Genomic DNA, 25,250 nt, shown 5'->3' with positions numbered 1-25,250 from the left:
GAGATGCAGATCATGACGCCCCTCAACGGTTTCACCTCCGACGCCACCCACGCCCTGCCGCTGTACGTACTGGACCGCGACAGCTTTGCCGCGTGGAACGCACAGCAGCCGGCCGCCGTGCAGGCCTGGCTTGCCGCGCAGCAGTTCACCGCCGCACACACCTCGGTGGCACTGCTGCCGGGTGCTGACGGCATTGCCGGCGCGGTGATGGGCGTGGGCGACCGCGCCGATGCCTACGCCTTCGCGCATGCCCCGTTTGCACTGCCGGCCGGCACGACCTGGAAGGTCGCCAACGCGCTGGACCCGATCAGCGCCACCAACCTGCAGTTGGGCTGGGGCCTGGGCAGCTACCGTTTTGCCCGTTACCGCAAACCGCTACGTGCACCGGCGCAGTTGCTGGCCAGCCCATCGCAGGAAGTGCTGGACGTGGTCACCGCCTGCCTGCGCGTGCGCGATTGGGTGAACACGCCGACCGAAGACATGGGCCCGCAGCAGCTAGAAGACGCCGCGCGCGAGCTGGTCAACGCCCACGGCGGTGCACTGGAAGTCATTGCCGGTGACGAACTGCTGGAGCTGAACTTCCCCACCATCCACGCCGTTGGCCGCGCTTCGCACCGCGCACCACGCCTGATCGTATTGCGTTGGGGCAAGGAAGACGCTCCGCACCTGGCATTGGTCGGCAAGGGCGTGTGCTTCGACACCGGTGGCCTGGACCTGAAGCCGGCCGACGGCATGCGTAACATGAAAAAAGACATGGGCGGCGCCGCACATGCACTGGCGCTGGCCGGGCTGGTGATGGCGCAGCAGCTGCCGGTGCGTCTGACGCTGATCGTGCCGGCAGTGGAGAACGCCGTCGGCCCGGATGCGTTCCGCCCGGGTGAAGTGATCACCACGCGCAAAGGCATCACGGTGGAGATCGACAACACCGACGCCGAAGGCCGTTTGATCCTGTGCGATGCACTGACCTACGCCAGCGAGCAGCAGCCGGAAGCCATCATCGATTTCGCCACGCTCACCGGTGCCGCACGCATTGCGCTGGGGCCAGACCTGCCGGCGTTGTTCTCCAACAACGACGCGTTGGCCAACCAGTGGCTGCAGGCCGGCGACGCCACCCGCGATCCGCTGTGGCGCATGCCGTTGTGGCGCCCGTACCTGCGTTACCTCAACAGCGGCATTGCCGACCTGGCCAATTCCGGCTCGCGCATGGCCGGCGCGGTCACCGCCGCGTTGTACCTGGAGCGCTTCATCAACGAAGGCCAAGTGTGGGCGCATCTGGATGTGTACGCCTGGAATGACGGCGAACGCCCGGGCCGCCCGGCCGGTGGCGAAGCCCTGGCGCTGCGTTCTGCATGGGCGATGTTGAAAGCACGCTACGCCTGATAGAACCGGGCGTTACTTAGCTTTCAATTGGACCCACAGATCCCCGCTCCGGCGGGGATCTGTCGTTTCCGCAATAGTTGTCGAAAACGTGAATATCGGCCCGGCCGCTGTTCTGACACCATGCCTACATCGCCCACCCACACGCATCGTGAAGGCAGGAATTCAGACATGTCGCTTTTCGGCTATACCCGCGCTGGCCAAGAACCACGCGGCCCCCGTTCGCCGCTGCTATGGATCGCGCTGATCGCGTTGATCGCCGGCCTGCTGGTGCTGGCCTTCGCCTGGCTGGCCGGTTGGATCGGTCGCGACCGTGCCACGGCCCAGGCCTTCACTGACAGCATCGAAGCCACCGGCTCGGCGCATCCCGGCTTCCGCCGTGCGCATAGCAAGGGCGTGTGCGTGAGCGGCAACTTCCAGGGCACACCGGAAGGCGCAGCCCTGAGTTCGGCACGCGTGTTCCAGCAACAGCAGGTGCCGGTGCTGGGACGTCTGTCGATAGGCGGTGGCGACCCACACGGCGCCGATGCCAATGCGCGCGTACGCAGCATGGCGTTGCAGCTGATCAGCGATGACGGCCAGGAATTGCGCACCGCGATGAACAGTTTCCCGTTCTTCGCCGTACCCACTACCGAGGCCTTCCTCGAACAGACCCGCGCGGGCATCCCCGACCCAGCCACCGGCAAACCAGACCCGGCGAAGATGGCTGCGGTATTGGCGAAATATCCATCGGCACGCGCGTTCGGGCAGTGGGCCAAGACTGCCCCGTGGTCGAACAGCTGGGCCAACACCACCTACAACGGGATCAACAGCTTCCGTTTCATTGCCGCCGACGGCAGCGAGCACGTCGTGCGCTGGAGCATGCGGCCGCAGGCGCCAATCGCGGAGATGACACCGGAGCAACGCGCGCAGGCCGGGCTGGATTACCTTGCCGACGAATTCCAGCAACGGCTGGCACAGGGCCCGGTGCGCTGGGACATGTGGGTGACCATCGCCGAGGCCGGCGATCCGATTGATGACCCCTCGCAGGTGTGGCCCGAGCAGCGCCGCCAGATCAAGGTCGGCACACTCAGTCTGGCCTCGATGCAGCCGCAGGCCGACGGCGCCTGCCGCGACGTCAACTACGATCCGTTGATCCTGCCCAGTGGCATCAAGGGGTCCAATGACCCAATCCTCGCCGCGCGATCAGCGGTGTATTCGCAGTCGTTCAACCGCCGCGAACGCGAGATCGCCAGCGGCAAGGCGACCGATGCCACCGGCAAGGAAGGTGCACGATGAGCCGCGATGCAGGCCACTTCAATCTCACCGCCCGCGTGTTGCACTGGCTCATGGCGGCAATGATCCTGAGCATGCTGTTCGTCGGCGTGAGCATGGTTGCCTCGCTGCACTGGCGCCCGGCGTTGATCAACCTGCACCGACCACTCGGCATCGCGATTCTGCTGCTGGTGTTGGTGCGCCTGTACAACCGCCTGCGTCACCGGCCACCACCGCTGCCCACCGACCTGCCCGCGAGGCAAGCCGCTGCCGCACATGCCTCGCACTGGCTGCTGTACGGGTTGATGCTGGCGATGCCGTTGATCGGCTGGTCGATGCTGTCGGCTGGCGGATACCCGATCGTGATGTGGTCGGGCTTGAACCTGCCGCCGATCGTGCCGCACGACCCGGCGCTGTACGCCGCGCTGCGCAACGCGCACAGCCTGCTGGCCTACGTGCTGTTCGCTACCGTGATCGGACATCTGTCGGCGGCGCTGTTCCATCTGTGGGTACGCCGCGACGGCGTTTTCCAGGCGATGGCAAAGGGCCCATCGCGCGACGATGCCCGGTAGCCGGCCGACACTGCCTGCGGTGATTACAACCAGCCCTTCTGCCGCGCCAGCCGATACGCTTCGATGCGGTTGACCACGCCGAGCTTGCCAATGCACTCGGACAGATAGTTGCGCACGGTGCCATGCGAGAGGCCGAGTTGTTCGGCGATCTCATTGGCCGAGCGGCCCTCGCCTGCAAGCCGCAGCACCTGCCGCTCACGGTCGTTGAGCGGGTCGGCTTCCGACCAGGCTTCCATCGCCAGTTGGGGATCAATCGCGCGGCCGCCGCGTTGCACCTGACGCAGGGCATCGGCCAGTTTTTCCGCAGGCGAGTCCTTCAACAGATAACCCTGCACGCCAGCGTCAAGTGCACGACGCAGGAAGCCACTGCGGGCAAACGTGGTAACGATCACCACCTTCACCGGCAACTGGTGGCGCTGCACGCGCTGTGCCAGCTCCAATCCGGTGAGGTGGGGCATCTCGATATCGGTGACCAGCACATCGGGCGTGAGCCGCTGCAGTTCGCGCCATGCCGCTTCGCCGTCTGCGGCGGTGCCAACCACTTCAATATCCGTTTCAAGATTGAGCAGCGCCGACAGGGCGCCGCGCACCATGGCCTGATCTTCGGCCAACAGAATACGGATCATGCGCGTACCTCACGCACCGCTGGAGTCAAGGTGTCACCTGCGGCGGTGCTTGCTTCTGCGCCGGGCACCGCCGGTTGCACGAATGGAATGCGTACTTTCAAGCGTGTGCCCTGCCCGCGTGGTGAATCCATCTCAAGGCTGCCGCCCATTGCCGCCACGCGCTCGCGCATGCCCGACAACCCGTTGCCGTTGGCCGACACGCCGCCGCGGCCGTCGTCGGCTACCTCCAAGGACACAACACCGGCGTCGCATTGAATGGTGATCATGGCTTCGTTGGCCTGCGAATGGCGGGCAATATTGGTTGCCGCCTCACGCAGCACCATCGCCAGCCCGCCCTCAATCCACGCCGGCATCGCGGGTGGCGGGCTGTAACGCAGATGCACGTGCGTGGACTCCAGCAACAGGTGGGCCGAGGCCAGCTCGGCAGCAAGATCGGCGGCGCGGAAACCGGTAACAGCACTGCGCACCTGGGCCAACGCATCGCGCGCGATCTGTTCGGCTTCTGTCAGCTCGCGCTTTGAACGCTCCGGGTCACGCTCGAACAGCTTGCGCGACAACTCCATCTTCAAGGTGATCAGCGACAACGTGTGCCCGAGCAGATCATGCAGATCACGCCCGATGCGCTCACGCTCGGCGGTAGCAGCCAGACGCCGCACCTCCTCATGTGACAGCCGCAACGCGGCATCCTTCTCGCTGCTGGCACGCTCCACGTTGACGATCAAGCCAATGATGGTCGACAGCACCGGCACCCAGGCGATGGTCTGCCACGGGTAACCGATCCACGACGCAAGCACCACGAACACCACATTCAAACAGGCAAGTTCAAACAGGTACCGGAATGTCGAGATGGAGCGATTGGTACGCAACATCACGCAGCCGAAGATGAAGTAGCTGATGCCGGACGGATACACGCGCAACAACGATATCGCCATCACCACCATGGCCAGCGCGAAGACCGGCGCGGTGCGGCGCGACGACACCAGCGTCATTGCATAGAGCAGCACGAACAGCGGATACGACCAGAGCGTTATCAACGCCCAGCGCAAGGTGAAGCCACCGCTGAATGCCGGTGTGATGAACACCCACACCGTCCACAACAGGTGCACCGCGTCCAGCCACGGCCACTTGCCCAACTTGATGTTGTCGGCGACCACTGAATCCGGTGCCGGTTTGAACCAGGCGGGAAGATGCAGACTCATCTACGGGTACGTCCTGTTCTGATGCCGCACATGATGCCATCACCCATGACGGCGCAACCGGCGTGCGGCCATGGCGCAAACCACGACCGTGAACACCCCCAGCCACAACACGTGCGGCCATGGATTGCCGGTATCGAAACCGACCGCCGCCTGGGCCAACGCGTTCAGATGATGACTGGGCCAGATCGGCGCCAGCCCACGGATCAACGGCGGCAACAGCGACAGCGGAAACCACAGGCCGGACAGGAACGCCATCGGCAGGTACAACAGGTTCACCACCGCCGGCGCTCCGTGGCCTCTGACCAGCGTGCCCAGCAGCAGCCCCAAAGCGCAGAACGGCAAGGCGCCAAGCGTGCAGACCACGGTCAGGCGCAGCATCTGCACCGCCGTCATGGACACACCCGCCAAGGTGATGGCCAGCACCTGCAGCAACAACGTGATCATCAGCGACATCAGCATGGCCATGACCATCTTGCCGAGCAGGTACGCCGCCGGTGGCATCGGCAATGCACGTTTGAGCGTGAGCAGGCCGTTGTCACGCTCCATCGCCAGCGACACACCGAAGCCGAACAGGCCAGGCGCCATCACGCCGAACGTCGCGTAGGCAGCCAACAGGAAACGCGGCGCATCGGCAGACTGACGCGCGCCCAGCACCACCGCAAACATCAGGTAGAACACCGCCGGGAACAACATCGACGGCAGTACGAATGAGGGGCTGCGTAGATAACGCAGGCATTCGGCACGGATCTCCTGCAGGTAGGCGCCGAGCACGCGTCGGCCCGTCATTGCGGTGGTCGTGCGCTCCGTGTGCAGCGGTGTCAGCGTGTTCATCAGGCGGCCTCGCGTTGTTCGGCTGCGGTGGTGTCGTCGGTCAAGGCGGTGAAGGCTTCACCCAGGCCGGCCGGCTGCACTTCCAGTGCGGACAACTGCGGGTCGGCATCGAGAAGACGTCGCACCACCACCTCGACTTGGCTGCTGCTGAACTGCAGGCGCGCGCCATCGCGGCGGGCATCATGCACTCCCGGCCACGCAGCGACGGTGGTGACATCCAGCGCCGTTTGGCAGCGGATCACGCGATTGGCCACGCGGGCGCGCAGCGCATCGACACTGCCATCGCTGACGATACGGCCGTGCAACATCACGCAGACGCGATCGGCCAGGTGCTCGGCCTCCTCCAGGTAATGCGTCGTCAGCACCACGGCGGCACCCTCGCCCACCAGTTGGCGCACGGTTGCCCACAGCCGCTGGCGTGCCGGCAGGTCCAGGCCGACGCTGGGTTCATCGAGGAACAACAACCGCGGCCGGCCACACAGGGCGATGGCGAACTGCACGCGGCGCTGCTGCCCGCCGGAGAGCTTGCCGTAAGGACGACCGAGTAGCTCCTCGACACCGGCCAGCGATGCGCTCTCGAGCAACGGGCGCGGCGCCGGGTAGTAACTGGCACTCAGCCGCAGCAACTCCGCCAACGTGAGCGTGGGCGGCAGCGCCGCATCCTGCAGCATCACCCCGATGCCGCGCCGCGCCGCCAGCTGCTGCGGGTCCTGCCCGAACAACTGCACCTGCCCGGCATCTGCACGCAGCAGGCCCAGCAACAAGCCAATGGTGGTGGTCTTGCCGGCACCGTTGGGGCCCAGCAATGCCATCACCTGCCCGGCATGCAGGTCCAGATCCACGCCATTGAGTGCGACCAGCGTGCCATAACGCTTATGCACGCCACGCAGACTGGCCAATACGTCGCTGCCTTGCACCATCGCCGTCGCCTCTCGCTGGGAATGGCGCCAAGGTAAGGCGTCGGCCAGGCAGTCGACAGTCACGGCGGTCAGGCGAAGCGGGTGACAACCGTCACCTGCATCTGGGGTGCTGCATGCCTATCATCCGTTCCGTTGCAGACCACCTGAAACACAGGTTTGCGGTACCTTTCGGTCACATTTCCCCTCTCGCGCCGTCCTTTCCCACATGAATGCATCTGCTGAACTGCTGAAGGAACTCCGCATTGATCGCTCGGCCGCCCCGCCGCCGCGCGGCCCGTCCTCATCCAGCCGCTGGCTGTGGGTGGTGCTTGGCCTGATCCTGGCGTTGCTGCTGGCCTTGGCCATCGGCGCCCTGCTCAGCCGCAAACCGGCCATCACGGTGGAAACCGCACCGGTCGTGGCCATGGCCCAGGCGGGCGCCGGCAGCACCGCGGTGCTGGACGCCAGCGGCTATGTCGTCGCGCGGCGCATGGCGACGGTTTCGGCCAAGATCACCGGCAAGGTGCGCGAGGTCATGATCGAAGAAGGCATGCGCGTGGAAGAAGGCCAGGTGATGGCCACGCTCGACCCCATTGATGCCAACGCACAGCGCAGTCTCAACGCCGCACAGCTGGATGCCGCACGCAGCCAGATTGGCGGCCTGCAGGCGCAGTTGCGCCAGACGGAGGCGGAAGCATCACGCCTGCAATCGCTGGTAAGCCAGCAGCTGGTCTCGCGCTCACAGTACGACCAGGCAGTGGCCGCACGCGACAGCCTGCGTGCGCAGTTGCTGACCGCACAGCACAACACCAAGGTGGCGCAGGACGCCTTGTCCATCGCCGACCTGGGCGTGGACAACAACATCGTGCGCGCACCGTTCTCCGGCGTAGTCACGGCCAAGGCCGCGCAGCCGGGCGAGATCGTGTCGCCGCTGTCGGCCGGTGGCGGCTTCACCCGTACCGGCATTGGCACCATCGTCGACATGGATTCGCTGGAAGTGGAAGTGGAAGTCGGCGAAGCCTTCATTGGCCGTGTGCAACCGAAGATGGCGGTGGAAACCGTGCTCAACGCCTACCCGGACTGGAAGATTCCCGGTGAGGTGATCGCCATCATTCCCACCGCCGACCGCGGCAAGGCCACGGTGAAGGTGCGCGTCGCACTGGGCGTAAAGGACCCGCGCATCGTGCCGGAGATGGGTGTGCGGGTGAGCTTCCTGGAGAAAGCCGCTCCTGCAGGTACCGAGGTGCCCAAGGGCGTGCGCGTCCCCGCCACGGCCATCGTGCAACGCGAAGGAAAACCCGTAGCGTTCGTGGTGCAGGCCGACGACAAAGTGCGGCAGCAGGCGCTGGAGACCGGCGCCACGCTGGGCAAGGACAAGCAGGTGTTGTCGGGCCTGAGTGCCGGGCAGACGGTGGTGGTCAATCCATCGGATGAATTGAAGGACGGTGACAAAGTGGCGCTGGCAGGTGCGGAGAAGTAAGCGCGTTGCGCGCTGGGCTGTGACCTGTGCCGCGGTGCTGCCAATCACCGGGTAGTTGCGTTGTTGATTCTGTTGTTGATTCTGTTGTTGATTCTGTTGTTGATCCTGCTGTTGCTGTTGCTCTTGTTTTTGATTTACCGGGTTCCCTTCCGCAGCGGCGGAGCTGACGGACAAGGCCCCGAAGGGGGCGGCGTGCAGCGCGGAAGGCGCGTAGGCAGGGTGTGTTTTCTTTTGGTTAGCTTTTCTTTGCACAAGCAAAGAAAAGTAACTCGCTCCCCGGAGGGGAGTGAAAGCTCTTGCACTTGTTCTTGTTCCTGCTTCGGCTTTTGAGTAGTGAGAAGCACAGCAAGGACTAAAGGCAAAAGCTTTCGTGCCCCTAAAGGGGCGCGAGCCACCTTTCTTTGCTTGTGCAAAGAAACCTGGCGCAAAGAAAACACACCCTGCCTCCGCGCCCACGATGCTTCGCATCGCGGGTCCACTCCGCCGGCAGGATTTTTCGACGAGACATCCCTGTCTCGTCGAAAAACGACGCACATCCTTGTGCGCCGCCCCTTTCGGGGTCTTGCCTGCCAGCTCCATCGCTGCGGAAGGGAACCCGGCAGATCAAAAGCAACTGCAAAGCAAAGCAACTGCAAAGCAACTGCCAGAGCAACGACACCTCTCCCCAACCCTCCCCTGCGCTTTGCGCAAGGGAGGGGGAAACAACCGCTCGCTCCTCGTACCTCGCTCCGCCTGCCTCGTCCCGCGCTTCTCACACCGGACGACAAAACCCAAAACCCAACACGTCACCGCTGAGGAACATCCATGAGTACCCTCGTCTCCCTCCGCAACATCACCAAGACCTACCAGCGCGGCCCGGAAAAAGTGCAAGTACTGCACGGTATCAACCTGGACATCACCCGCGGTGACTTCGTCGCGCTGATGGGACCATCCGGCTCAGGCAAAACCACTCTGCTCAACCTCATCGGTGGCCTGGATACCCCTTCTGGCGGTGAAATCAATATCGAAGAGCAGCGTATCGACCAACTCGGTGCCGGCCAGCTGTCCACATGGCGCAGCCACCACGTCGGCTTCGTGTTCCAGTTCTACAACCTGATGCCAATGCTCACCGCGCAGAAGAATGTGGAGTTGCCGTTGTTGCTCACCAATCTGAGTGCGGCTGATCGCAAGCGCCGTGCACAGATCGCGCTGACGCTGGTGGGACTGGCCGACCGCCGCGACCACCGCCCCAACGAATTGTCTGGCGGCCAGCAGCAGCGCGTGGCAATCGCGCGCGCCATTGTGTCCGACCCCACTTTCCTGATCTGCGACGAGCCCACCGGCGACCTTGACCGTCAATCCGCCGAGGAAGTCCTGGGCCTGCTGCAGCTGCTCAACCGCGAGCACGGCAAGACCATCATCATGGTCACGCACGACCCCAAGGCTGCCGAGTACGCCACCCACACCGTGCATCTGGACAAGGGCGAGCTGGTCGACGCCCCCGTGCACTGAGGAGCGCAACCATGAAATATTTTTCACTGGTTTGGGCACAGCTGTTCCGCAGCCGCACGCGTACGTTGTTCACGCTGCTGTCGATCGTCACGGCCTTTCTGTTGTTCGGCATGCTGGATTCGGTGCGCGTGGCGTTTGCCAGCGGCGGTAATTCGGTGGCCGGTGCCAACCGGCTGGTGGTCGGTTCACGGCTGTCCATCACCCAGACCATACCCATCCGCCTGGAATCGCAGATCCGCCAGATAGAAGGCGTGACCGATGTGACCTACGCCATGTGGTTCGGTGGCATCTATCAGGACCCGAAGAATTTTTTCCCCAACTTCTCGGTCGCACCGAATTACTTCGATGTCATGAATGAATTCGAGATCCCGAAGGAGCAGGTAGAAGCATTCCGCAACACCCGCACCGGTGCCATCGTCGGTGAATCGCTGGCCAAGCAGTTTGGCTGGAAGATCGGCGACACCATTCCGTTGCAGGCCACTATCTTCCCGCGTGGCGGCAGCAACGATTGGCCGCTGCAACTGGTCGGCACGTTCCGCTCCAAGAACACCGCCACTGCCGCCAACGAAGAGCGCCAGTTGATGATGAACTGGAAGTATTTCGACGAATCCAACGACTACATCAAGAACCAGGTGAGCTGGTACACGGTGCGACTGGACAACCCGGACCATGCTTCACGCGTGGCACAGGCCATCGATGCCATCTCGGCCAACTCCGACCATGAGACCAAGAGCCAAACCGAGTCGGCGTTCCAGCAGGCCTTCATCAAACAGTTTGCCGACATCGGCATGATCGTCACTTCGATCATGGGCGCGGTGTTCTTCACCCTGCTGCTGCTCACCGGCAACACCATGGCGCAGGCAGTGCGCGAGCGCGTCCCCGAACTGGCCACGCTCAAGACGCTGGGCTTCAAGGACGGCACCGTGCTGATGCTGGTGATGGTGGAAGCAGTGCTGCTGGTCGGCCTGGGCGGTGTGATCGGCCTCGGCCTGGCGGCGTTGGCGCTACCTGTGATGGCACCCAAGACCATGGGCTTGCTGCCACCGCATGTGCCAACGCAGACGTGGTTGGTGGGTGCATTGCTGATCGTGGTGATTGGTTTGGTGGTGGGCGTATTGCCGGCACTTCGGGCCAAACGCCTGAAGATCGTTGATGCACTGGCCGGGCGCTAAGGAGAACGACATGAAGAACTTTCTTTCAAACGCGCTGGTGATCGTGCTGTTGATCGTTGGTCTGGGCGTGTGGATCGCACTACCGTGGATCGGTGTTGCCGCCGTCGCCGTTGCCATCACTCTGTGGCTGCTGCTCACCCGCAGCGGTCGCCTCGCACTGGCTGCAACCCGTATCGGGCTGGCCAGCCTGCCGCAGCGTTGGGGGTCCTCCTCAGTGATCGTGATCGGCATTGCCGGGGTAGTCGGTGTGTTGGTGGCGATGCTGGCGATGGGTCAGGGCTTCCAGGCAACGCTGGAAAGTACCGGCGATGACACCACCGCCATCGTGCTGCGCGGCGGTTCACAGGCAGAGACCAATTCAGTCATCACCCGCGACCAGGTTCCGCTGCTGGAAACCCTGCCCGGCGTGGCACGCAGTGAGAACGGTCGCCCGCTGGTGTCGGCCGAGGTCTCGCAGGTAGTCAATCTCACGTCACGCAGTGATGGCACCGACGTCAACGCGCAGTTCCGTGGCGTCGGCGAGCAGGCCTGGGCTGTGCACGACAAGGTGCGCATCGTCGAAGGCCGCAGCTTCGGCACCGGCCTGCGCGAGATCGTGGCCGGGCGCGGTGCGCAGACGCAGTTCCAGGGGCTTGACGTCGGCAAGACGCTCACCCTCGGCAACCAGGCATGGACGGTGGTGGGCATCTTTGAATCGGGCGATGCGCATGAGTCCGAGCTATGGACGGATGCACAGACACTGGCCACCACGTACAACCGCAGCGCTTGGCAGTCGATCAATGTCCGCACCGAAGGCAAGCAGGGCTTTGAAGCCTTCAAAGCCGCCGTGGCCGCCGACCCCCGCCTGAAACTGGATGTGGAGACCACCGGCGAGTATTACCGCAAGCAGGGCGGCGGCTTGAACAAGCTGCTCAACGTGCTAGGCACGGTGATCGGCGCAATCATGGCGGTGGGCGCAGTGTTTGGTGCGCTCAACACCATGTATGCGGCAGTCGCCACGCGTGCCCGGGAAATCGCTACGCTGCGCGCCATTGGTTTCCGCGGCGTGCCGGTGGTGACCGCGGTGATGCTGGAAACCATGCTTCTGGCGTTGCTTGGCGGTTTACTGGGCGGCGCGATCGCGTGGCTGGCGTTCAACAACTTCAGCGTCTCCACCCTGGGCAACAACTTCAGCCAGGTGGTGTTCCAGTTCAAAGTGTCGCCACCGTTGTTGTGGAGCGGCTTGAAATGGGCGTTGGGCATTGGCCTGGTAGGTGGTTTGTTCCCGGCCCTGCGGGCGGCGCGACTGCCGATCACCACCGCCCTGCGCGAAACCTGAGCCCTTCGTCAACCGCACCATGACGGTCCGCCATGGCGTGCCCATCTGCAACGATTGCAGATGGGCATGGCGGAACTTGTCCCTTCACGCATCGATCCGTTTGGTCCATCATGCGCGCCCGCCCGAGTTTTCGGCGGGCAGCGAGCTGTGATAGCGGATGCTGCGTCCCTCCCCCAACGGTGATGCATCTGTCACAGCGCCCTATAAGGGCGCTTTTTTCGTAGTAGGTATAAAGGAAAGCCGAAAGAGATGTATCTGAAGTCGAATCCGCTGCGCACCGCGATTGCCATCGCGTTGGCCAGCAGCTGCACTGCCCCTGTGTTCGCGCAAGACGCCAACGATTCCACCACCACGCTGGACCGTATTGAAATCACGGGTTCGCGTATCCGCCAGGCCAACGTCGAGACCGCACAGCCGGTCATCGCCCTGACCCGCGCGGAGATCGAAAAGAAGGGCTACGTCAACGTCGCCGACATCCTGCAGGACGTCACCGCCGCCGGCGCACCGTCGCTGAGCCGTGCCTCTGCACTGTCGTCGGGCCGCGATTACGGCGGCATGTTCGTCAGCCTGCGCAACCTTGGCCCGGAGCGCACTCTGGTGTTGATCGACGGCCGCCGCATGGGCGTCAGCGCCGGCGGTTACTCCGACGTCGGCTCGATTCCCTCGGCCATCGTCGAGCGCATTGAAGTGCTGACCGACGGCGCATCGGCGCTGTATGGCTCCGATGCCATCGCTGGTGTGATCAACGTCATCACCCGCAAGAACTTCGATGGCGGCAACGCCAGCGCCTATGTCGGCCAGTACAGCGAAGGCGATGGCCAGAAGCGCTCCTACAGCGCCAACTTCGGCAAGACCTTCGACCGCGGCTGGTTCAGCGTGGGCGCAGAGAAGTCGAAGGAAGACCCGGTGCTCGGTGGCGCGCGTGAGTTCACCGCGTACCCGAACGGCCCGTACCACCCCGCCGATGGCCTCAATGGCACCACCGCATGGGGCTCGGTCACCGTAGACGGCAAGGTGCTCAGCGTCGGCCCGGGTGGCGATCCGTCGAAGGTGGAAAACTTCAAGCCACGTGACCCGGCCACCTACGCCAACACCAAGACCAACATGACCCTGCTCTCCTCGCTGGAGCGCAAGTCTGCATTCGCCAATGGTGGTTTCCAGATCAACGACGACCTGCGCGTTGTCGCCGACGTGCTGTACAGCGAGCGTGAGTCGGTCAAGCAGCTGGCCGGTTACCCGTACTCGGTGTCCGCCGCGCAGTCGGCCAGCGGTGCGCGTGCGCCACTGTCTGCCGACAGTGCGTTCAACCACTGGGGCAAGGACGTGCTGTTCTCGCATCGCACCGAGGAATTTCCGCGTGCGACCAACAACAGCCTGACCACCAAGCGCGCCAGCATTGGTCTGGAAGGCAGCTTCGAAACCGGTTCGCGCTTCTGGGACTGGAACGTCAGCTACATGTACAACCGCAATGAGGGCGAGCGTCGCACCCTGCAGAGCATGTACCAGCCGAACGTGAACCTGGCCGTGGGCCCGTCCTTCATCGACGGCAGCGGCGTGGCCCGCTGCGGCAGCGTTGGCAACGTGATCGAAGGCTGCGTGCCGTGGAACCCGCTGGCACCGATGGGCAGCAACAGCCCCGGTTCGCTCAGCGGCGACCCGGCCGTGCGCGACTACCTGTTCAAGAGCTTCGTCGACGATATCCGCAGCACCACCAAGGTGGTCAGCGCGAACATCTCCGGCTCGCTGTTCACCCTGCCGGCCGGCGACGTCATGGCCGCGATGGGCGTGGAACACCGCACCGAAGAAGCCAGCTACACCCCGGACATGATGGTGCAGAACGGCCAGATCGCCGGCACCAGCGGCAAGCCAACCCAGGGTGACTACAAGCTGGACGAGGTGTACATGGAGCTGCAGGTGCCGTTGCTGGCCGACCTGCCGTTCGTGCGCGAGCTGTCGCTGGACGTGGCGGGCCGTTACTCGGACTACAACAACTTCGGTGGCACCACCAACGGCAAGTTCGGCCTGAAGTGGAAGCCGATCGACACGTTGCTGGTCCGCGCCACCTACGGCACCGGTTTCCGTGCGCCGACCGTGGACGACCTGTACGGCGGCACCGTCACCACCCGTGACCGCATCACCGATCCGTGCGACCGCTCCTTCGGCGCTGCCGCACGCAACAGTGAAGTGGCTGCACGCTGTACCGCCGCCGGCATGGGCGCCGGTTTCCGCCAGAAGACCGGCGACGGCGAACTGGCCACCACCTCTGGCGTCCAGGCCGTCACCGACTTCACCTCCGGCTCCAACGCCGCGCTGAAGCCGGAAACCGCCACGACCTGGACCGTGGGCCTGGTCTACAGCCCGGACTTTGTCACCGGCCTGGACCTGAGCCTGGACTGGTGGAAGATCCGCATCGACAACGTGATCGTTGGCGAGTCGGCCACCGACATCCTCAACCAGTGCTACGTGCAGGGCATCGCCTCGGCCTGCGACCGCTTCACCCGCTACGCCTCCGGCACCAACAAGGGCCAGGTCAGCGACATGAACCGTTCGTTGAACAACGCCGGTTACCAGGAAACCGCTGGCTATGACCTCGGCGTCCGTTACCGCCTGCCGGAAATGGCGTTCGGCCAGCTGTCGCTGCGCTGGAACACCACCTACGTGGACTACCTGTCGCGCAAGGCTGACAACGTGGACACCACCCCGGTTGAGCAGTCCACCGGCTGGGAAGGCAACTTCCGCGTGCGCTCCAACCTGACGCTGGATTGGCAGAACGGCAACTTCGGCGCGAGCTGGACCACCCGTTACACCTCCAGCATGAAGGAGAAGTGCTCGTACGATCTGGAAGGCGGCCCGGAATGCAACATGCCGAACTTCCAGTCGCCGTACACGGACATGCAGCCGAGCCGCAAGCTGGGTTCCAACACGTTCCATGACCTGCAGGTGCGTTACGCGTTGCCGTGGGACGGCACCGTGTCGCTGGGCGTCAACAACGTGTTCAAGCACGAAGGCCCGATCATGTACAGCCAGCCGAACAGCAGCTTCACCTACTACGGTGGCTTCGACATCGGTCGTTTCATGTACATGAAGTACCAGCAGCGCTTCTGATCCAGAAGCCGCAACGGCGCTGATTCACCGTGTCGTGATTGCATGACGTGAAGCCCCTCTCCCGCACGCGGGAGAGGGGTTGGGGTGAGGGCAAGCTTTCAGCAGTTGCCCTCATCACCCACCGCACGCCCTTCCACGAGAAGGCACAAACGAGCACAACGCTCGCACAGCATCCGGCAGCGGAAAGCCACTCGCGCAACCCAAACACCACACAACGGTCATCTAGTTGTCATCGCCATGCGGTAGATGCAACGCCCGCTTGTGACTACGGTGTCGGTGTTCCCATATCGGTTCCCGCCATGCTTCGTTCGCTGGCGCTGGCTGGCGTCTGCGTGATGCTGGCCGGCTTTGCTCTCTCGTCTCCCGTTCCGCCACTGTCGCTGAGCGAGCGCCTCGCCGCACCCGGCGGCACCTCTCCCTTGGTTCCCACCGAGCGCATCGATGCGTTGCTGGCGCAATTGCCCCATCAACAGGGCAGCGTTGCTGGCAGCGACGGTGTCAGGCTGCATTGGATTGCATTTGATCCTGGCAACTATCAGCTGGATTACCGCTATCTCGGCAAGGGCAAGCACTTCCCGGAATTTTCCATGGACGCCTCGGCGCCTGCGCCTTCTGCCATCGCACCACGCGGCACGGTGATCCTGCTGCATGGCTGGATGATGGATGGTGGCTCGCTGCTGCCCTGGGCACTGGAGCTTGCACAGAACGGCTATCGCACCATCGCGCTGGACCTGCGCAACCACGGCCGCTCCGGGCACGCACCGTCGGGCTACGGCACGCGTGAGGGCGAGGATGTCGTGGCCGCACTGCAGACATTGAAGGCCGAAGGCCAGATCAGTGGTCCGGTGCATTTGCTCGGCGTTTCCTATGGCGCGGCAACGGCGATTTTCGCCGCGCGCGAACTTGGCCCGCAGCTGCGCAGCGTGGTGGCCATGGAGTCCTTCGACAACGCCGGTCAGGCGATCCGCACGATGGTGCCGCATATGTTGTCGCGCCCACCCGAACGCCTGAGTGACTACGTCGCCCTGCCGCTTGCCCGTTGGCAGTACGGCGGCAGTGGCCTGGACGACGCCATCGCAGCAACTGATCACAAGCTCGGCATTGATCTGGATCGCGTGGATGTCGGCCAGGCATTGGCGCAGGTGCCGGCCTGTGTGCTGCTCGTGCATGGCCGCGACGATGCGCACATCCCAGTAGCACAGGGCCGTGCATTGGCAGCGGCGGCACCGCATGCACGCTATCTGGAAGTGGCAGGCGAAGATCATCTGACCCTGCCAATGCGTCTGGACCGTCTCTCCAACGTGGTCAACCATTGGTTCGCCGAATCCGGCGACAACAATCACTGTCCCGCAGTACCGGCAGGCGCGGTGTGATCCGCGAAGCGGAAGCATAAGCAGACTGCGCAACCCTCCCCTTGGCTGCGGCAAAGGGAAGCAGCAGATCGCGACGTTGCAGGCGACGTTAGCGGTAAAGCGCAGGGCACCAGACAGCGAGCAGGTTCACGCGATCTGTCCGTCGTCAGCAACAACTGCTTCGTCCTTCCCGGCCGCATCAGGACGGGGAAGGTTGCGCGTTTTTGGTTGCACTCAGCTACGCGTGGCCCGTGCATTCCGCGCCGCACGCACGCCGGCAATCGCAAACACCAGCAAGCCGGCCCAGATGAAACCAAAGCCCACCAGCTGTGCATGATCAAACGGCTCACGCAGGATCAATACACCGACCAGGAACTGCAGCGTCGGACCGATGTACTGCAGCAAACCGACCACTGATAACGGTATCCGCCGCACGCCGTAGGCGAACGCGATCAATGGCACCGCACTGACCACACCGGCCAGCACCAACAACACATCATTGCCCCAGCCCCAGCCGGAAATGAAACCGCCGCCGTGGCCGCTTTCGGCCCACAGCACATACGCCAGCGCCGGCAGCACCATGAACAGGCTTTCCACGCCCAGGCCCGTCACTGCTTCCACCGCCACCAGCTTACGCAGCAGGCCATACAGGCCAAAGGTGATCGACAGGCCAATGGCGATCCACGGCGGGCGACCGCTCTGCCAGGTCAACCAGGCCACGCCCAGCGCGGCCAACCCGACCGCCAGCCATTGCAGTTTGCCCAACCGTTCGCTCAGCACCACCACGCCCAGCACCACGCTCAACAACGGGTTGATGAAGTAGCCCAGGCTGGTCTCGATCACATGGCCGGCATTCACGGCCCAGATGTACAGACTCCAGTTGGCACTGATCAGCAGGCTCGACAAACCCAGCAACCAGAACCGGCGCGGCGTGAGCCAAACCTCACGTAGCCAACCCCAGCCGCGTGCAATCGCCAGTCCACCGATCAGCAGTACCGCGCTCCACACGATGCGGTGGGCGATGATCTGCGATGACGGCACTTCAGCCAGCAGATGCCAGTACAGCGGAAACAGCCCCCACATGACGAATGCCAATGTGGCGGCGAGCAGACCGTTGCGGTGTTCGGTAGCGGGATTCATGCGCGACGTATCCGTGCCAGGGTGATGACCACGACGCCGACCAGAATGACCGCCATCGCTCCGATATCCGACTTGCTGAAATGCTCATTTGCGATCCATGTGCCCAGCGCCACGGCGATCACAGGGTTCACGTAGGCGTAGCTGCCAGCCAGCACCGGCCGCACGTTCTGCAGCAGCCACACATAGGCGGTGAAGGCGACGATGGAACCGAACACGGTCAGATAGCCCACCGACAACACGCCCTGCATGCCCGGCCAACCGTCAATGCGTTCGCCGCGCAGCAGGCCGACGGCCACCAGAATCGCGCCACCACACAGCATCTGCCCGGCAGCGGTCATGAACGGCGATGGCAGATCACGCCCGCGCGACCAGATAGAACCGGCAGCCCAACCCAGTGGTGCAATCAGCAGAAACACCAAACCCTTCGGCGTCGCGGTCAGGCTGCTGCCGGCATTGAGCCACACCACGCCAATGAAGCCGATGCCGATACCCAACCACTCACCGCGCGTCACCTTGTCACCACGGAAGGCGGAAAACAGCGCCATCCACAGCGGCACCGAAGCCACTGCTACCGCGGCGAGCCCTGAGGACACATCCCGCTCGGCCATCACCACCATGCCGTTGCCGAAGAACAACAGGCACAGGCCCATCACCGCCAGCGTTGGCCATTGCACACGCGTGGGTGCAGGCATGCCGCGCCAGCGCAGGAACCCGTACAACACACCACCGGCGACCACAAAGCGCGTGCCGGAGATCACCGACAGCGGTGGCAGGCCGCTTTCCAGCGCCAGATGAATACCCAGGTAGGTGGACCCCCAGACCACGTAGACCAGGAACAAGGCCAGTACGACAAGGCCGCTCTTGGGAGCAGCCGGCGAAAGTTGGGGGGAAGACATGGGGCAGACACCGCCATCAGGGGAACGCGAATTCTAGGCCAGTGAGCCACGGGTTATCAGTACGGAAAACGGCATGCTGTTTTCGCTTGGCATCCATGACCGAACAACGTCGCGTCCACGTGGGCCGCGTTGGGGCTGATAGGAGTGGAGTCCTGCGCTTGCCCGCAGCGGGGGATCGTGCCGAGGACGCAGCCATGGCCGCCCTCAGCCCCGCGTACCCCCTACAAAGTCATTACATCGCCTAACTCCCGGTGGGAGTACGGTGAACCACAGAACCGGCGGCCGGATGGTGCCGGCAAGGCGTGCATGTTCCCACTTCCCTGCCAGGAAACCCCTTCGCATGAGCACTTCCCCCGCCGCCACATCGGCACATCCCGAACGCGACGCGCTGCGCCGTTCCATCTCCAACACGCTGAAGGGCTCGGCCGGCAATCTGGTTGAGTGGTACGACGTCTACGTCTATTCGGTATTCGCGCTCTACTTTGAATCGCAGTTCTTCTCGGCCGCTGACAAAAACTCCACGATGTATGTGTGGGCGATTTTCGCGGCCACGTTTTTGATGCGCCCGATCGGTGCGTGGTATTTCGGCCGCTTCGCCGACCGCTTCGGGCGGCGCCGGGCTCTGACGGTATCGGTGTCGATGATGGCCGGCTGCTCATTCCTGATCGCCATCACGCCCACGGCCTCGCAGATCGGCATCTGGGCTGCGATCATCCTGTTGCTGGCGCGTCTGCTGCAGGGCTTCGCTACCGGCGGCGAATACGGCACCAGCGCCACCTACATGTCCGAGGCCGCCATTCCCGGCCGGCGCGGCTTTCTGTCCTCGTTCCACTACGTCACCCTGGTTGGCGGCCATGTACTGGCACAGCTGACCTTGCTGGCGATGCTCAGCTTCTGGGACAAGCCCGAGATCTCCACCTGGGGCTGGCGCATCGCCTTCGGTATCGGCGGCATTGCAGCGCTGGTGGTGTTCTGGCTGCGCCAGAGCATGGACGAATCACTACAGGCGTCCTCCATCGAGGCGGCCAAGGAAGGGCGGGCCAAGGCATCGGGTTCGATGTACGAACTGTTCGTCCACCAATGGCGTCCGCTGCTGTTGTGCTTCCTGATCACCGCCGGCGGCACGGTGGCGTTCTACACGTATTCGGTCAACGGGCCGAAGATGATCCAAAGTGCTTTCGCCGGGGATGACGTGATGACCGGCACGCTGATCAACCTCGGCGTACTGACTTTCCTGATGGTGTTGCAGCCGCTCGGCGGCTGGCTGTCGGACATCGTCGGCCGCAAGAGCCTGCTGGTGTTCTTCGGCATCGGCGGTGTGCTCTACACCGGCTACATGGTGACCGCGCTGCCCAAGCAGCACGACGCGCTGATGGCCTTCCTGATTCTGGCGGTGGGCTTCGTCATCCTCACCGGTTATACGTCGATCAACGCGGTGGTGAAGGCCGAGTTGTTTCCCACGCATGTGCGTGCGCTGGGCGTCGGCTTTGGCTATGCGTTGGCCAACTCACTCTTCGGCGGCACTGCACCATTGCTGTACCAGGCCGCGCTGAAGACGGGCCACGTCAACACGTTCGCGCTCTATGTCACCGCAGTGATCGCGGTGTCGCTGGTGGTCTACGTGTTCTTCCTGAAGAACAAGGGACCGAACTGGCTGGATGGAACGCGCCAATAGCGCAAACCGCACGGTTGGGCAGCGCGGTTGGGGAGCTTTTGTTTTAATGCAGGCCTCTTTTCTGTTCGTCATTCCCGCATGGACGGGAATGACGAACAAAAAGCCATTGATCGCGACGCGCTGCTGGCATTACACCCAGCACGCGCCTACAACGCTCAGCGCCGTGCCGCGTCGCTGGCTTCGCGGGCAGCTTCAAACTCCGCACCCTTGTCCCATTGCGGCCACTGCCGGCCATTGGCCAACTCCAGGCCCAGGTCGTAAACCAGCAGTGTGTCAGCCGCCAATCCGCGCGCATCCCACTGCGGCGACCATGCATCGCAGGCCTGGTGATAGCACTTGGCAAAATAGGCATCACGCAGCGCGCGGCCCGCAGCCACGCCACCCTCCCGTTTATCCAGACCCGCACCGACCGTAATCGCCGGCACACCCTTGCGCGCAAAGGCAAAGTGATCAGCACGGTAGAAGAAGCCAGCTTCCAGATTCGGATCCGGCGACCAACGGCGGCCGCGCGCCTTGGCCACGCGGTCCACATCATTTTCCAACGACACGCGGCCCTTGCCCCAGGTCGCGATATCGGCGGTTTCGCCGTCCGGGCTGAACATTTCGATGTTCAACACCGCCGCCGTTGTCTCCAGCGGCGCCAGCGGATGCGCGGCGTAGTAGCTGGCACCGAGCAGGCCCTTTTCTTCGGCAGTGAGTGCCAGGAAGTACAGGCTGCGCTGCGGGCGTGGGCCCGCGGCAAACACGCGGCCCAGCTCCAGCACCGAAGCAATGCCGGTGGCGTTGTCGATGGCACCGTGGCGCACCGTCTGGCCGCTGGCATCCGGCTCGCCAATACCAAACGCATCCCAATGCGCGGAGAAGATCACCGACTCCTGCGGATGCGTTGTGCCTTCCAGTTTGGCGACCACGTTGCGGGTCACCACGCGCTCGCGGTTGACCCGGAAACTCGTCGACAAACGCGCATCGCCCAGTTCCACCGGACGGAAATCGGCCTTCATGGCTTTGCGCTTTTCTGCTTCAAAATCCAGCCCAGCCGCACTGAAGATGCGCTCAGCCAGTGCACGCTGCATCCAGCCGCGTACCGGCGTGTGTGCAGCCAGCGCTTCTTCCTGGCTGCGTTCAATATCAAACAGTGCCGAGGTGCCCGACGCCTTCACCGTTGCCCACGGATATGCGGCCCCGGCTGTCTCGTGCACGATCAACACGCCTTCGGCACCGCGCCGCGCGGCTTCCTCGAACTTGTAGGTCCAGCGTCCGTAATAGGTCACAGCCTTGCCATCAAACGCGCCCGGGGCATCGGCTTCAAAGTCGGCGTCGTTGATCAGCACCACGGCGATCTTGCCGGCCAGGTCCACGCCCTTGTAATCGTCCCAATGACGCTCCGGTGCGGAGATGCCGTAACCGATGAACACCAGCGGCACATCCTTCAGGTCGACCACACCCAGTGGGCTCAGGCTTTGCAGCGTCACATCCTCGCCGTTGGTCAGCGGCTGCGGCTTGCCTCCCAGCGACAAACTGGCAGCGACCTCGCCATTCACCGTCGCGCGCACCAGCGGCACTTCCTGCACCCAGCTGCCGTCCTTGCCACCTGGCTGCAGACCCGCCTTGCCGAACTCTTCGATCAGGTAATCCACGGTGCGCTGCTCACCATTGCTCGCTGGCGCTCGCCCCTCGAACTCATCGGAAGCAAGGATGCGCACATGCCGCGACAACGCTTCCGGATCGATGCCGCCACCGGGAAGATCATTGGCCGCATTGGCGATGCCGCCGACAAACAGGCAGGACGAAAGCAACAAGATGCGCATCGGGTTCACGGCAGATACCAACAAGCAGGCAGAGCTGCAGATTCTACGGAGGAAAGGCGGGAAAGAGTGAATCAGACGTGCGGAACGGCAGCGTGCAGGCCGGGATGAAATGGCAGCATTCCCTTTTTGCCGATCACACCAACCGCAGGGAATTCATCCCCGCCGACGCTGCCCGCGTCGCAAAAGTGATGACGGCGGTGAAGCGGCGATCCTGAGCAAGTTCAGCTGCCCGTCCCCCTTCGCCGCGCAAAAGGGAGAGGTAAAGCGCCAGCACCCGCTGCAGCGCAGACCCGACTGACATCTCAACCTACGCAGCTGTAAGCAAGGCGCAGAACCTCACCGCTTGTCGCGGTCCAGCCAGCACGCCAGGCCTTGCGCGTTGAGTTCGATGTCCATGTCCAACGCCCTCAACACTTCAGCATCGGCCAGCGTGCGGTCGTGCTTGCGGGCACGCGCCACATACAAGGCGCTCAGTGCTTCCACCAGGACGCGATGCCGCTCCGGAAGATCCGCGCATTGGCGGGCGATGGCCACCATCGCGTCGATCTGTTCGTGCAGGTCGCCGGCCAAGCGTGCAGTACCTTCCACGCGCCCGTAATGGGTGAGGTACATCGCCTGCGGGTTGCGCGCCATCAAACGATCGATGGAAGCGTGCAGAGCTTCGGGCTCGAACTGCACCGGCGAGGACGTCGGAATGATGAAGGCGCCGGCATCACCGTCCAGTTCGCGATACGACAACCCAAACGTGTCGCCCGTGAACCAGCTGCGGCTGGCTTGATCCCATACACAGAAGTGATGACGCGCATGTCCCGGCGTGTCGATGCACAGCAGCTCACGCCCGGCCAGCAAGACGCAATGCCCGTCATCGGCCACCACCACACGCTCGGCTGGCACCGGCACGATCTGCCCGTAACTGCGCGCGATTTCCGCCTCACCGTAAACAGCGGTAGCGCCGGCAATCAGCCGCGTCGGGTCGATCATGTGCTGCGCGCCGCGCGGGTGCACCACCAGCCTGGCGTTGGGCAAGTGCTGCATCAACGCACCGGCACCACCCGCGTGGTCCAGGTGCACGTGGGTGACGATCAGCCAATCAACATCGGCCGGTTGCAGGCCAGCCCGCTGCACGCAAGCCAACAGATTCGGCAGCGAGTGACTGGTGCCGCAATCGACAAAGGCGCCGCGCCCGTCCTGCACGATGAGGTAGGCCGCATCGAAATGATCGCGTTGGAACGCGGTATCGATGGTATGGATGCCATGGTCAACGGACATCGGGAACTCCTTCACGGGCGGCCTTCGATCCTGCCAGCCACACCGCCGGGCTTACATTGCACCTTGGTCGCAGATGCGTGGCGTCAGTACTGCAGCACGCGCGGGCGCAGCAGCAGGGCCAGCACCATTACCGCCAGAAAGCCACCATAGGCGTACAGCACCGCCATGATCTGCTTCCACAGCCCAGCGGCCACTTCGGCCGCACCCACGCGGTAGCCCCAGTGCATCAAGCCAATGCTGACCAGCAAGGCCAGCACCAGCATGACCGTATCGAACAGCGTGCGGGCACGGTGTCGAGGCTGGCGTGGAAACCACCAGTACAACGCGCCCATCACGCCAAACCACGGAAGAAACAACAACAACGACAACCAGGCCATCGACGTGCTCCTTCGGGTAGCAATCAATCCTTGGCGGCAGCCTCGCGCAGTGCCTGCAACGCAGCCAGCACCGGCTCCATCTCGCCTTCGATCTTGAACAGCTCGCTCTGCAGCGCATCGCCCTGCTCGGCCTGCTTGATCACGGCGATCAGCTGGCCGGCATCGCGCGGCGAATCAAAACCCTCACTCTGGATCAGCAATTCGCCTTCACCATCGAGTAGCTTGAAGTAGAAGCGGCCGTCTTTTTCACGGTATTGCTTGAACAGCGGCAACGCTGCCTTGGCAACGGCTTCGCCCTTGGGCGTGTCGCCTGCGGCAGACAGATCACGCAGGCCCACCGCATGGCGCAGTTCCTTCAGCAGCGGAATGGCGAACTGCTCACGCAGCTGCTGGCCGCGCTTGCGCAGGATCGCCTCGATCTTCTCCGGCTCGGCCATCAGCGCGTTGTAGCGTTCGCGCAGCGGCGACAGTTCGGCATCGATGCGCTCGAACAACTGCTGCTTGGCATCGCCCCAGCTGATGCCGTCAGCGAACGCCTTGGCGAAGGCGGCGGTCTGCTCCGGCGTGGCGAACGCCTGGTACATCTGGAACAGCGGCGAGCCCTCGGTCTCCTTCGGCTCGCCGGGCAGGCGCGAGTCGGTGAGGATGGAGAACACCAGCTTCTTCAGCTCGTCGCGCGGGACGAACAACGGAATGGTGTTGCTGTAGCTCTTGCTCATCTTGCGGCCGTCCAGGCCGGCCAGGGTGGCCACCTGTTCGTCGATGACCACTTCCGGCAGGGCAAAGTATTCCTTGCCGTAAACATGGTTGAAGCGCTGCGCGAAATCGCGCGCCATCTCGATGTGCTGGATCTGGTCACGACCCACCGGCACCTTGTTGGCATTGAAGATCAGGATGTCCGCTGCCATCAGCACCGGGTACATGAACAGGCCGGCGGTAACGCCTGCATCGTCGTCCAGCTGTTCCTCGCGGTTTTTGTCCACCGCCGCCTTGTAGGCGTGGGCGCGGTTGAGGATGCCCTTGCTGGCCACCGCGGTCAGGAACCACATCAGCTCGGTGGTCTCCGGGATGTCGCTCTGGCGGTAGAACCACACCGTCTCCGGGTCCAGGCCGCAGGCCAGCCAACTGGCTGCGATCTCCAGGGTCGAACGCTGGGTGCGCTCGGGCTCCTGTGACTTGATCAGGCTGTGCAGGTCGGCCAGGAAGAAGAAACTCTCGATATCCGCAGCACGGCTGGCGGCAATGGCCGGGCGGATGGCGCCGACGTAGTTGCCCAGGTGGGGTGTGCCGGAGGGGGTGATGCCGGTAAGGACGCGGGTAGTCATGTACGCAATTGTGACGGACGGATTAACCGGGCCAGTGTAACCGCCATGGCTCAACCCCGCTTCCCGCGCTTGGCCGTTCATCGT

The 25,250-nt window shown here is 63.7% G+C and carries 20 protein-coding genes; 10 read left to right on the top strand and 10 right to left on the bottom strand.

Annotated elements, in window-relative coordinates; translation table 11 throughout:
• The first annotated feature begins 12 nt into the window (after positions 1–12).
• From PAN08_RS01670 to PAN08_RS01660, 3 genes are all read left to right on the top strand, one after another.
• The gene (locus tag PAN08_RS01670; RefSeq protein WP_269789820.1) at positions 13–1,380 is read left to right on the top strand and encodes a M17 family metallopeptidase; all 1,368 of its coding nucleotides are present in this window, start codon (positions 13–15) and stop codon (positions 1,378–1,380) included.
• Positions 1,381–1,548: 168 nt separating this feature from the next.
• Complete coding sequence (locus tag PAN08_RS01665) at positions 1,549–2,655, top strand: catalase family peroxidase (RefSeq protein ID WP_269789819.1); 1,107 nt, start codon at positions 1,549–1,551, stop codon at positions 2,653–2,655.
• A complete protein-coding gene (locus PAN08_RS01660; RefSeq protein ID WP_269789818.1) occupies positions 2,652–3,203 on the top strand; it encodes a cytochrome b in 552 nt (183 codons plus the stop codon). The genes PAN08_RS01665 and PAN08_RS01660 overlap by 4 nt, the downstream gene beginning before the upstream one ends.
• Positions 3,204–3,226: 23 nt before the next feature.
• Here PAN08_RS01660 and PAN08_RS01655 read toward each other — a convergent pair whose 3' ends face one another.
• The 4 genes from PAN08_RS01655 to PAN08_RS01640 are packed head-to-tail and all read right to left on the bottom strand — an operon-like array spanning position 3,227 to position 6,779.
• Complete coding sequence (locus tag PAN08_RS01655; RefSeq protein ID WP_269789817.1) at positions 3,227–3,829, bottom strand: response regulator transcription factor; 603 nt, start codon at positions 3,827–3,829, stop codon at positions 3,227–3,229.
• Positions 3,826–5,028 carry a sensor histidine kinase gene (locus PAN08_RS01650; protein ID WP_269789816.1) on the bottom strand — a complete coding sequence of 401 codons (1,203 nt, stop codon included), beginning with the start codon at positions 5,026–5,028 and terminating at the stop codon, positions 3,826–3,828. Before PAN08_RS01650 ends, PAN08_RS01655 begins: the two co-directional genes overlap by 4 nt.
• Before the next feature lie 39 nt (positions 5,029–5,067).
• A complete protein-coding gene (locus tag PAN08_RS01645) occupies positions 5,068–5,859 on the bottom strand; it encodes an ABC transporter permease (RefSeq protein ID WP_269789815.1) in 792 nt (263 codons plus the stop codon).
• Complete coding sequence (locus PAN08_RS01640) at positions 5,859–6,779, bottom strand: ABC transporter ATP-binding protein (protein WP_269791139.1); 921 nt, start codon at positions 6,777–6,779, stop codon at positions 5,859–5,861. Before PAN08_RS01640 ends, PAN08_RS01645 begins: the two co-directional genes overlap by 1 nt.
• A gap of 205 nt (positions 6,780–6,984) precedes the next feature.
• Between PAN08_RS01640 and PAN08_RS01635 the strand changes: the two genes are divergently transcribed.
• From PAN08_RS01635 to PAN08_RS01610, 6 genes are all read left to right on the top strand, one after another.
• Positions 6,985–8,238: an efflux RND transporter periplasmic adaptor subunit gene (locus PAN08_RS01635; RefSeq protein WP_269789814.1), complete on the top strand. Its 1,254-nt coding sequence runs from the start codon at positions 6,985–6,987 to the stop codon at positions 8,236–8,238.
• Between the two features lie 804 nt (positions 8,239–9,042).
• Complete coding sequence (locus PAN08_RS01630) at positions 9,043–9,729, top strand: ABC transporter ATP-binding protein (RefSeq protein ID WP_269789813.1); 687 nt, start codon at positions 9,043–9,045, stop codon at positions 9,727–9,729.
• Between the two features lie 11 nt (positions 9,730–9,740).
• Entirely contained in the window at positions 9,741–10,901 is a 1,161-nt protein-coding gene (locus PAN08_RS01625; protein ID WP_269789812.1) for an FtsX-like permease family protein, read from the top strand.
• Between the two features lie 10 nt (positions 10,902–10,911).
• Complete coding sequence (locus tag PAN08_RS01620) at positions 10,912–12,219, top strand: ABC transporter permease (protein WP_269789811.1); 1,308 nt, start codon at positions 10,912–10,914, stop codon at positions 12,217–12,219.
• 249 nt (positions 12,220–12,468) lie between these two features.
• Positions 12,469–15,324 (top strand): TonB-dependent receptor, encoded by a 2,856-nt coding sequence (locus PAN08_RS01615; protein WP_269789810.1) that lies wholly within the window; start codon positions 12,469–12,471, stop codon positions 15,322–15,324.
• Positions 15,325–15,371: 47 nt separating this feature from the next.
• On the top strand, positions 15,372–16,697 hold the full coding sequence (locus PAN08_RS01610; protein WP_269789809.1) for an alpha/beta fold hydrolase: 1,326 nt from the start codon (positions 15,372–15,374) through the stop codon (positions 16,695–16,697).
• A gap of 213 nt (positions 16,698–16,910) precedes the next feature.
• Here the strand turns inward: PAN08_RS01610 and rarD are convergent, their stop codons facing one another.
• Entirely contained in the window at positions 16,911–17,816 is a 906-nt protein-coding gene (gene rarD / locus PAN08_RS01605) for an EamA family transporter RarD (RefSeq protein WP_269789808.1), read from the bottom strand.
• Entirely contained in the window at positions 17,813–18,712 is a 900-nt protein-coding gene (yedA, locus tag PAN08_RS01600; RefSeq protein WP_269789807.1) for a drug/metabolite exporter YedA, read from the bottom strand. The genes rarD and yedA overlap by 4 nt, the downstream gene beginning before the upstream one ends.
• 340 nt (positions 18,713–19,052) lie before the next feature.
• Here yedA and PAN08_RS01595 point away from each other — a divergent pair, with 340 nt between their 5' ends.
• Positions 19,053–20,387, top strand: a complete 1,335-nt coding sequence (locus PAN08_RS01595) for an MFS transporter (RefSeq protein WP_269789806.1) — start codon at positions 19,053–19,055, stop codon at positions 20,385–20,387.
• A gap of 155 nt (positions 20,388–20,542) precedes the next feature.
• On the opposite strand, the gene PAN08_RS01590 is transcribed toward PAN08_RS01595, so the two are convergent.
• The 4 genes from PAN08_RS01590 to PAN08_RS01575 form a co-directional block, all read right to left on the bottom strand.
• Positions 20,543–22,195, bottom strand: a complete 1,653-nt coding sequence (locus PAN08_RS01590; RefSeq protein WP_269789805.1) for a M28 family metallopeptidase — start codon at positions 22,193–22,195, stop codon at positions 20,543–20,545.
• A 336-nt stretch (positions 22,196–22,531) separates the two neighbouring features.
• A complete protein-coding gene (locus PAN08_RS01585; protein ID WP_269789804.1) occupies positions 22,532–23,464 on the bottom strand; it encodes an MBL fold metallo-hydrolase in 933 nt (310 codons plus the stop codon).
• An 83-nt stretch (positions 23,465–23,547) separates the two neighbouring features.
• Positions 23,548–23,841, bottom strand: coding sequence for a hypothetical protein (locus tag PAN08_RS01580; RefSeq protein ID WP_269789803.1), 294 nt, complete (start codon positions 23,839–23,841; stop codon positions 23,548–23,550).
• Between the two features lie 23 nt (positions 23,842–23,864).
• Complete coding sequence (locus PAN08_RS01575) at positions 23,865–25,166, bottom strand: tryptophan--tRNA ligase (protein ID WP_269789802.1); 1,302 nt, start codon at positions 25,164–25,166, stop codon at positions 23,865–23,867.
• Positions 25,167–25,250 lie beyond the last annotated feature (84 nt).

The sequence above is a fragment of the Stenotrophomonas sp. Iso1 genome, assembly GCF_027497995.1.
Taxonomy (GTDB): Bacteria; Pseudomonadota; Gammaproteobacteria; order Xanthomonadales; family Xanthomonadaceae; genus Stenotrophomonas.
The sequence above is the reverse complement of the archived record's forward strand: the minus strand, read 5'-3'. Positions and strand labels throughout refer to the sequence as shown.

Coding starts and splice junctions, on each gene's coding strand:
- PAN08_RS01670 (WP_269789820.1), top strand. CDS start 13: ATGACGCCCCTCAACGGTTTCACCTCCGACGCCACCCACGCCCTGCCG.
- PAN08_RS01665 (WP_269789819.1), top strand. CDS start 1,549: ATGTCGCTTTTCGGCTATACCCGCGCTGGCCAAGAACCACGCGGCCCC.
- PAN08_RS01660 (WP_269789818.1), top strand. CDS start 2,652: ATGAGCCGCGATGCAGGCCACTTCAATCTCACCGCCCGCGTGTTGCAC.
- PAN08_RS01655 (WP_269789817.1), bottom strand. CDS start 3,829: ATGATCCGTATTCTGTTGGCCGAAGATCAGGCCATGGTGCGCGGCGCC.
- PAN08_RS01650 (WP_269789816.1), bottom strand. CDS start 5,028: ATGAGTCTGCATCTTCCCGCCTGGTTCAAACCGGCACCGGATTCAGTG.
- PAN08_RS01645 (WP_269789815.1), bottom strand. CDS start 5,859: ATGAACACGCTGACACCGCTGCACACGGAGCGCACGACCACCGCAATG.
- PAN08_RS01640 (WP_269791139.1), bottom strand. CDS start 6,779: ATGGTGCAAGGCAGCGACGTATTGGCCAGTCTGCGTGGCGTGCATAAG.
- PAN08_RS01635 (WP_269789814.1), top strand. CDS start 6,985: ATGAATGCATCTGCTGAACTGCTGAAGGAACTCCGCATTGATCGCTCG.
- PAN08_RS01630 (WP_269789813.1), top strand. CDS start 9,043: ATGAGTACCCTCGTCTCCCTCCGCAACATCACCAAGACCTACCAGCGC.
- PAN08_RS01625 (WP_269789812.1), top strand. CDS start 9,741: ATGAAATATTTTTCACTGGTTTGGGCACAGCTGTTCCGCAGCCGCACG.
- PAN08_RS01620 (WP_269789811.1), top strand. CDS start 10,912: ATGAAGAACTTTCTTTCAAACGCGCTGGTGATCGTGCTGTTGATCGTT.
- PAN08_RS01615 (WP_269789810.1), top strand. CDS start 12,469: ATGTATCTGAAGTCGAATCCGCTGCGCACCGCGATTGCCATCGCGTTG.
- rarD (WP_269789808.1), bottom strand. CDS start 17,816: ATGAATCCCGCTACCGAACACCGCAACGGTCTGCTCGCCGCCACATTG.
- yedA (WP_269789807.1), bottom strand. CDS start 18,712: ATGTCTTCCCCCCAACTTTCGCCGGCTGCTCCCAAGAGCGGCCTTGTC.
- PAN08_RS01595 (WP_269789806.1), top strand. CDS start 19,053: ATGAGCACTTCCCCCGCCGCCACATCGGCACATCCCGAACGCGACGCG.
- PAN08_RS01590 (WP_269789805.1), bottom strand. CDS start 22,195: ATGCGCATCTTGTTGCTTTCGTCCTGCCTGTTTGTCGGCGGCATCGCC.
- PAN08_RS01585 (WP_269789804.1), bottom strand. CDS start 23,464: ATGTCCGTTGACCATGGCATCCATACCATCGATACCGCGTTCCAACGC.
- PAN08_RS01580 (WP_269789803.1), bottom strand. CDS start 23,841: ATGGCCTGGTTGTCGTTGTTGTTGTTTCTTCCGTGGTTTGGCGTGATG.
- PAN08_RS01575 (WP_269789802.1), bottom strand. CDS start 25,166: ATGACTACCCGCGTCCTTACCGGCATCACCCCCTCCGGCACACCCCAC.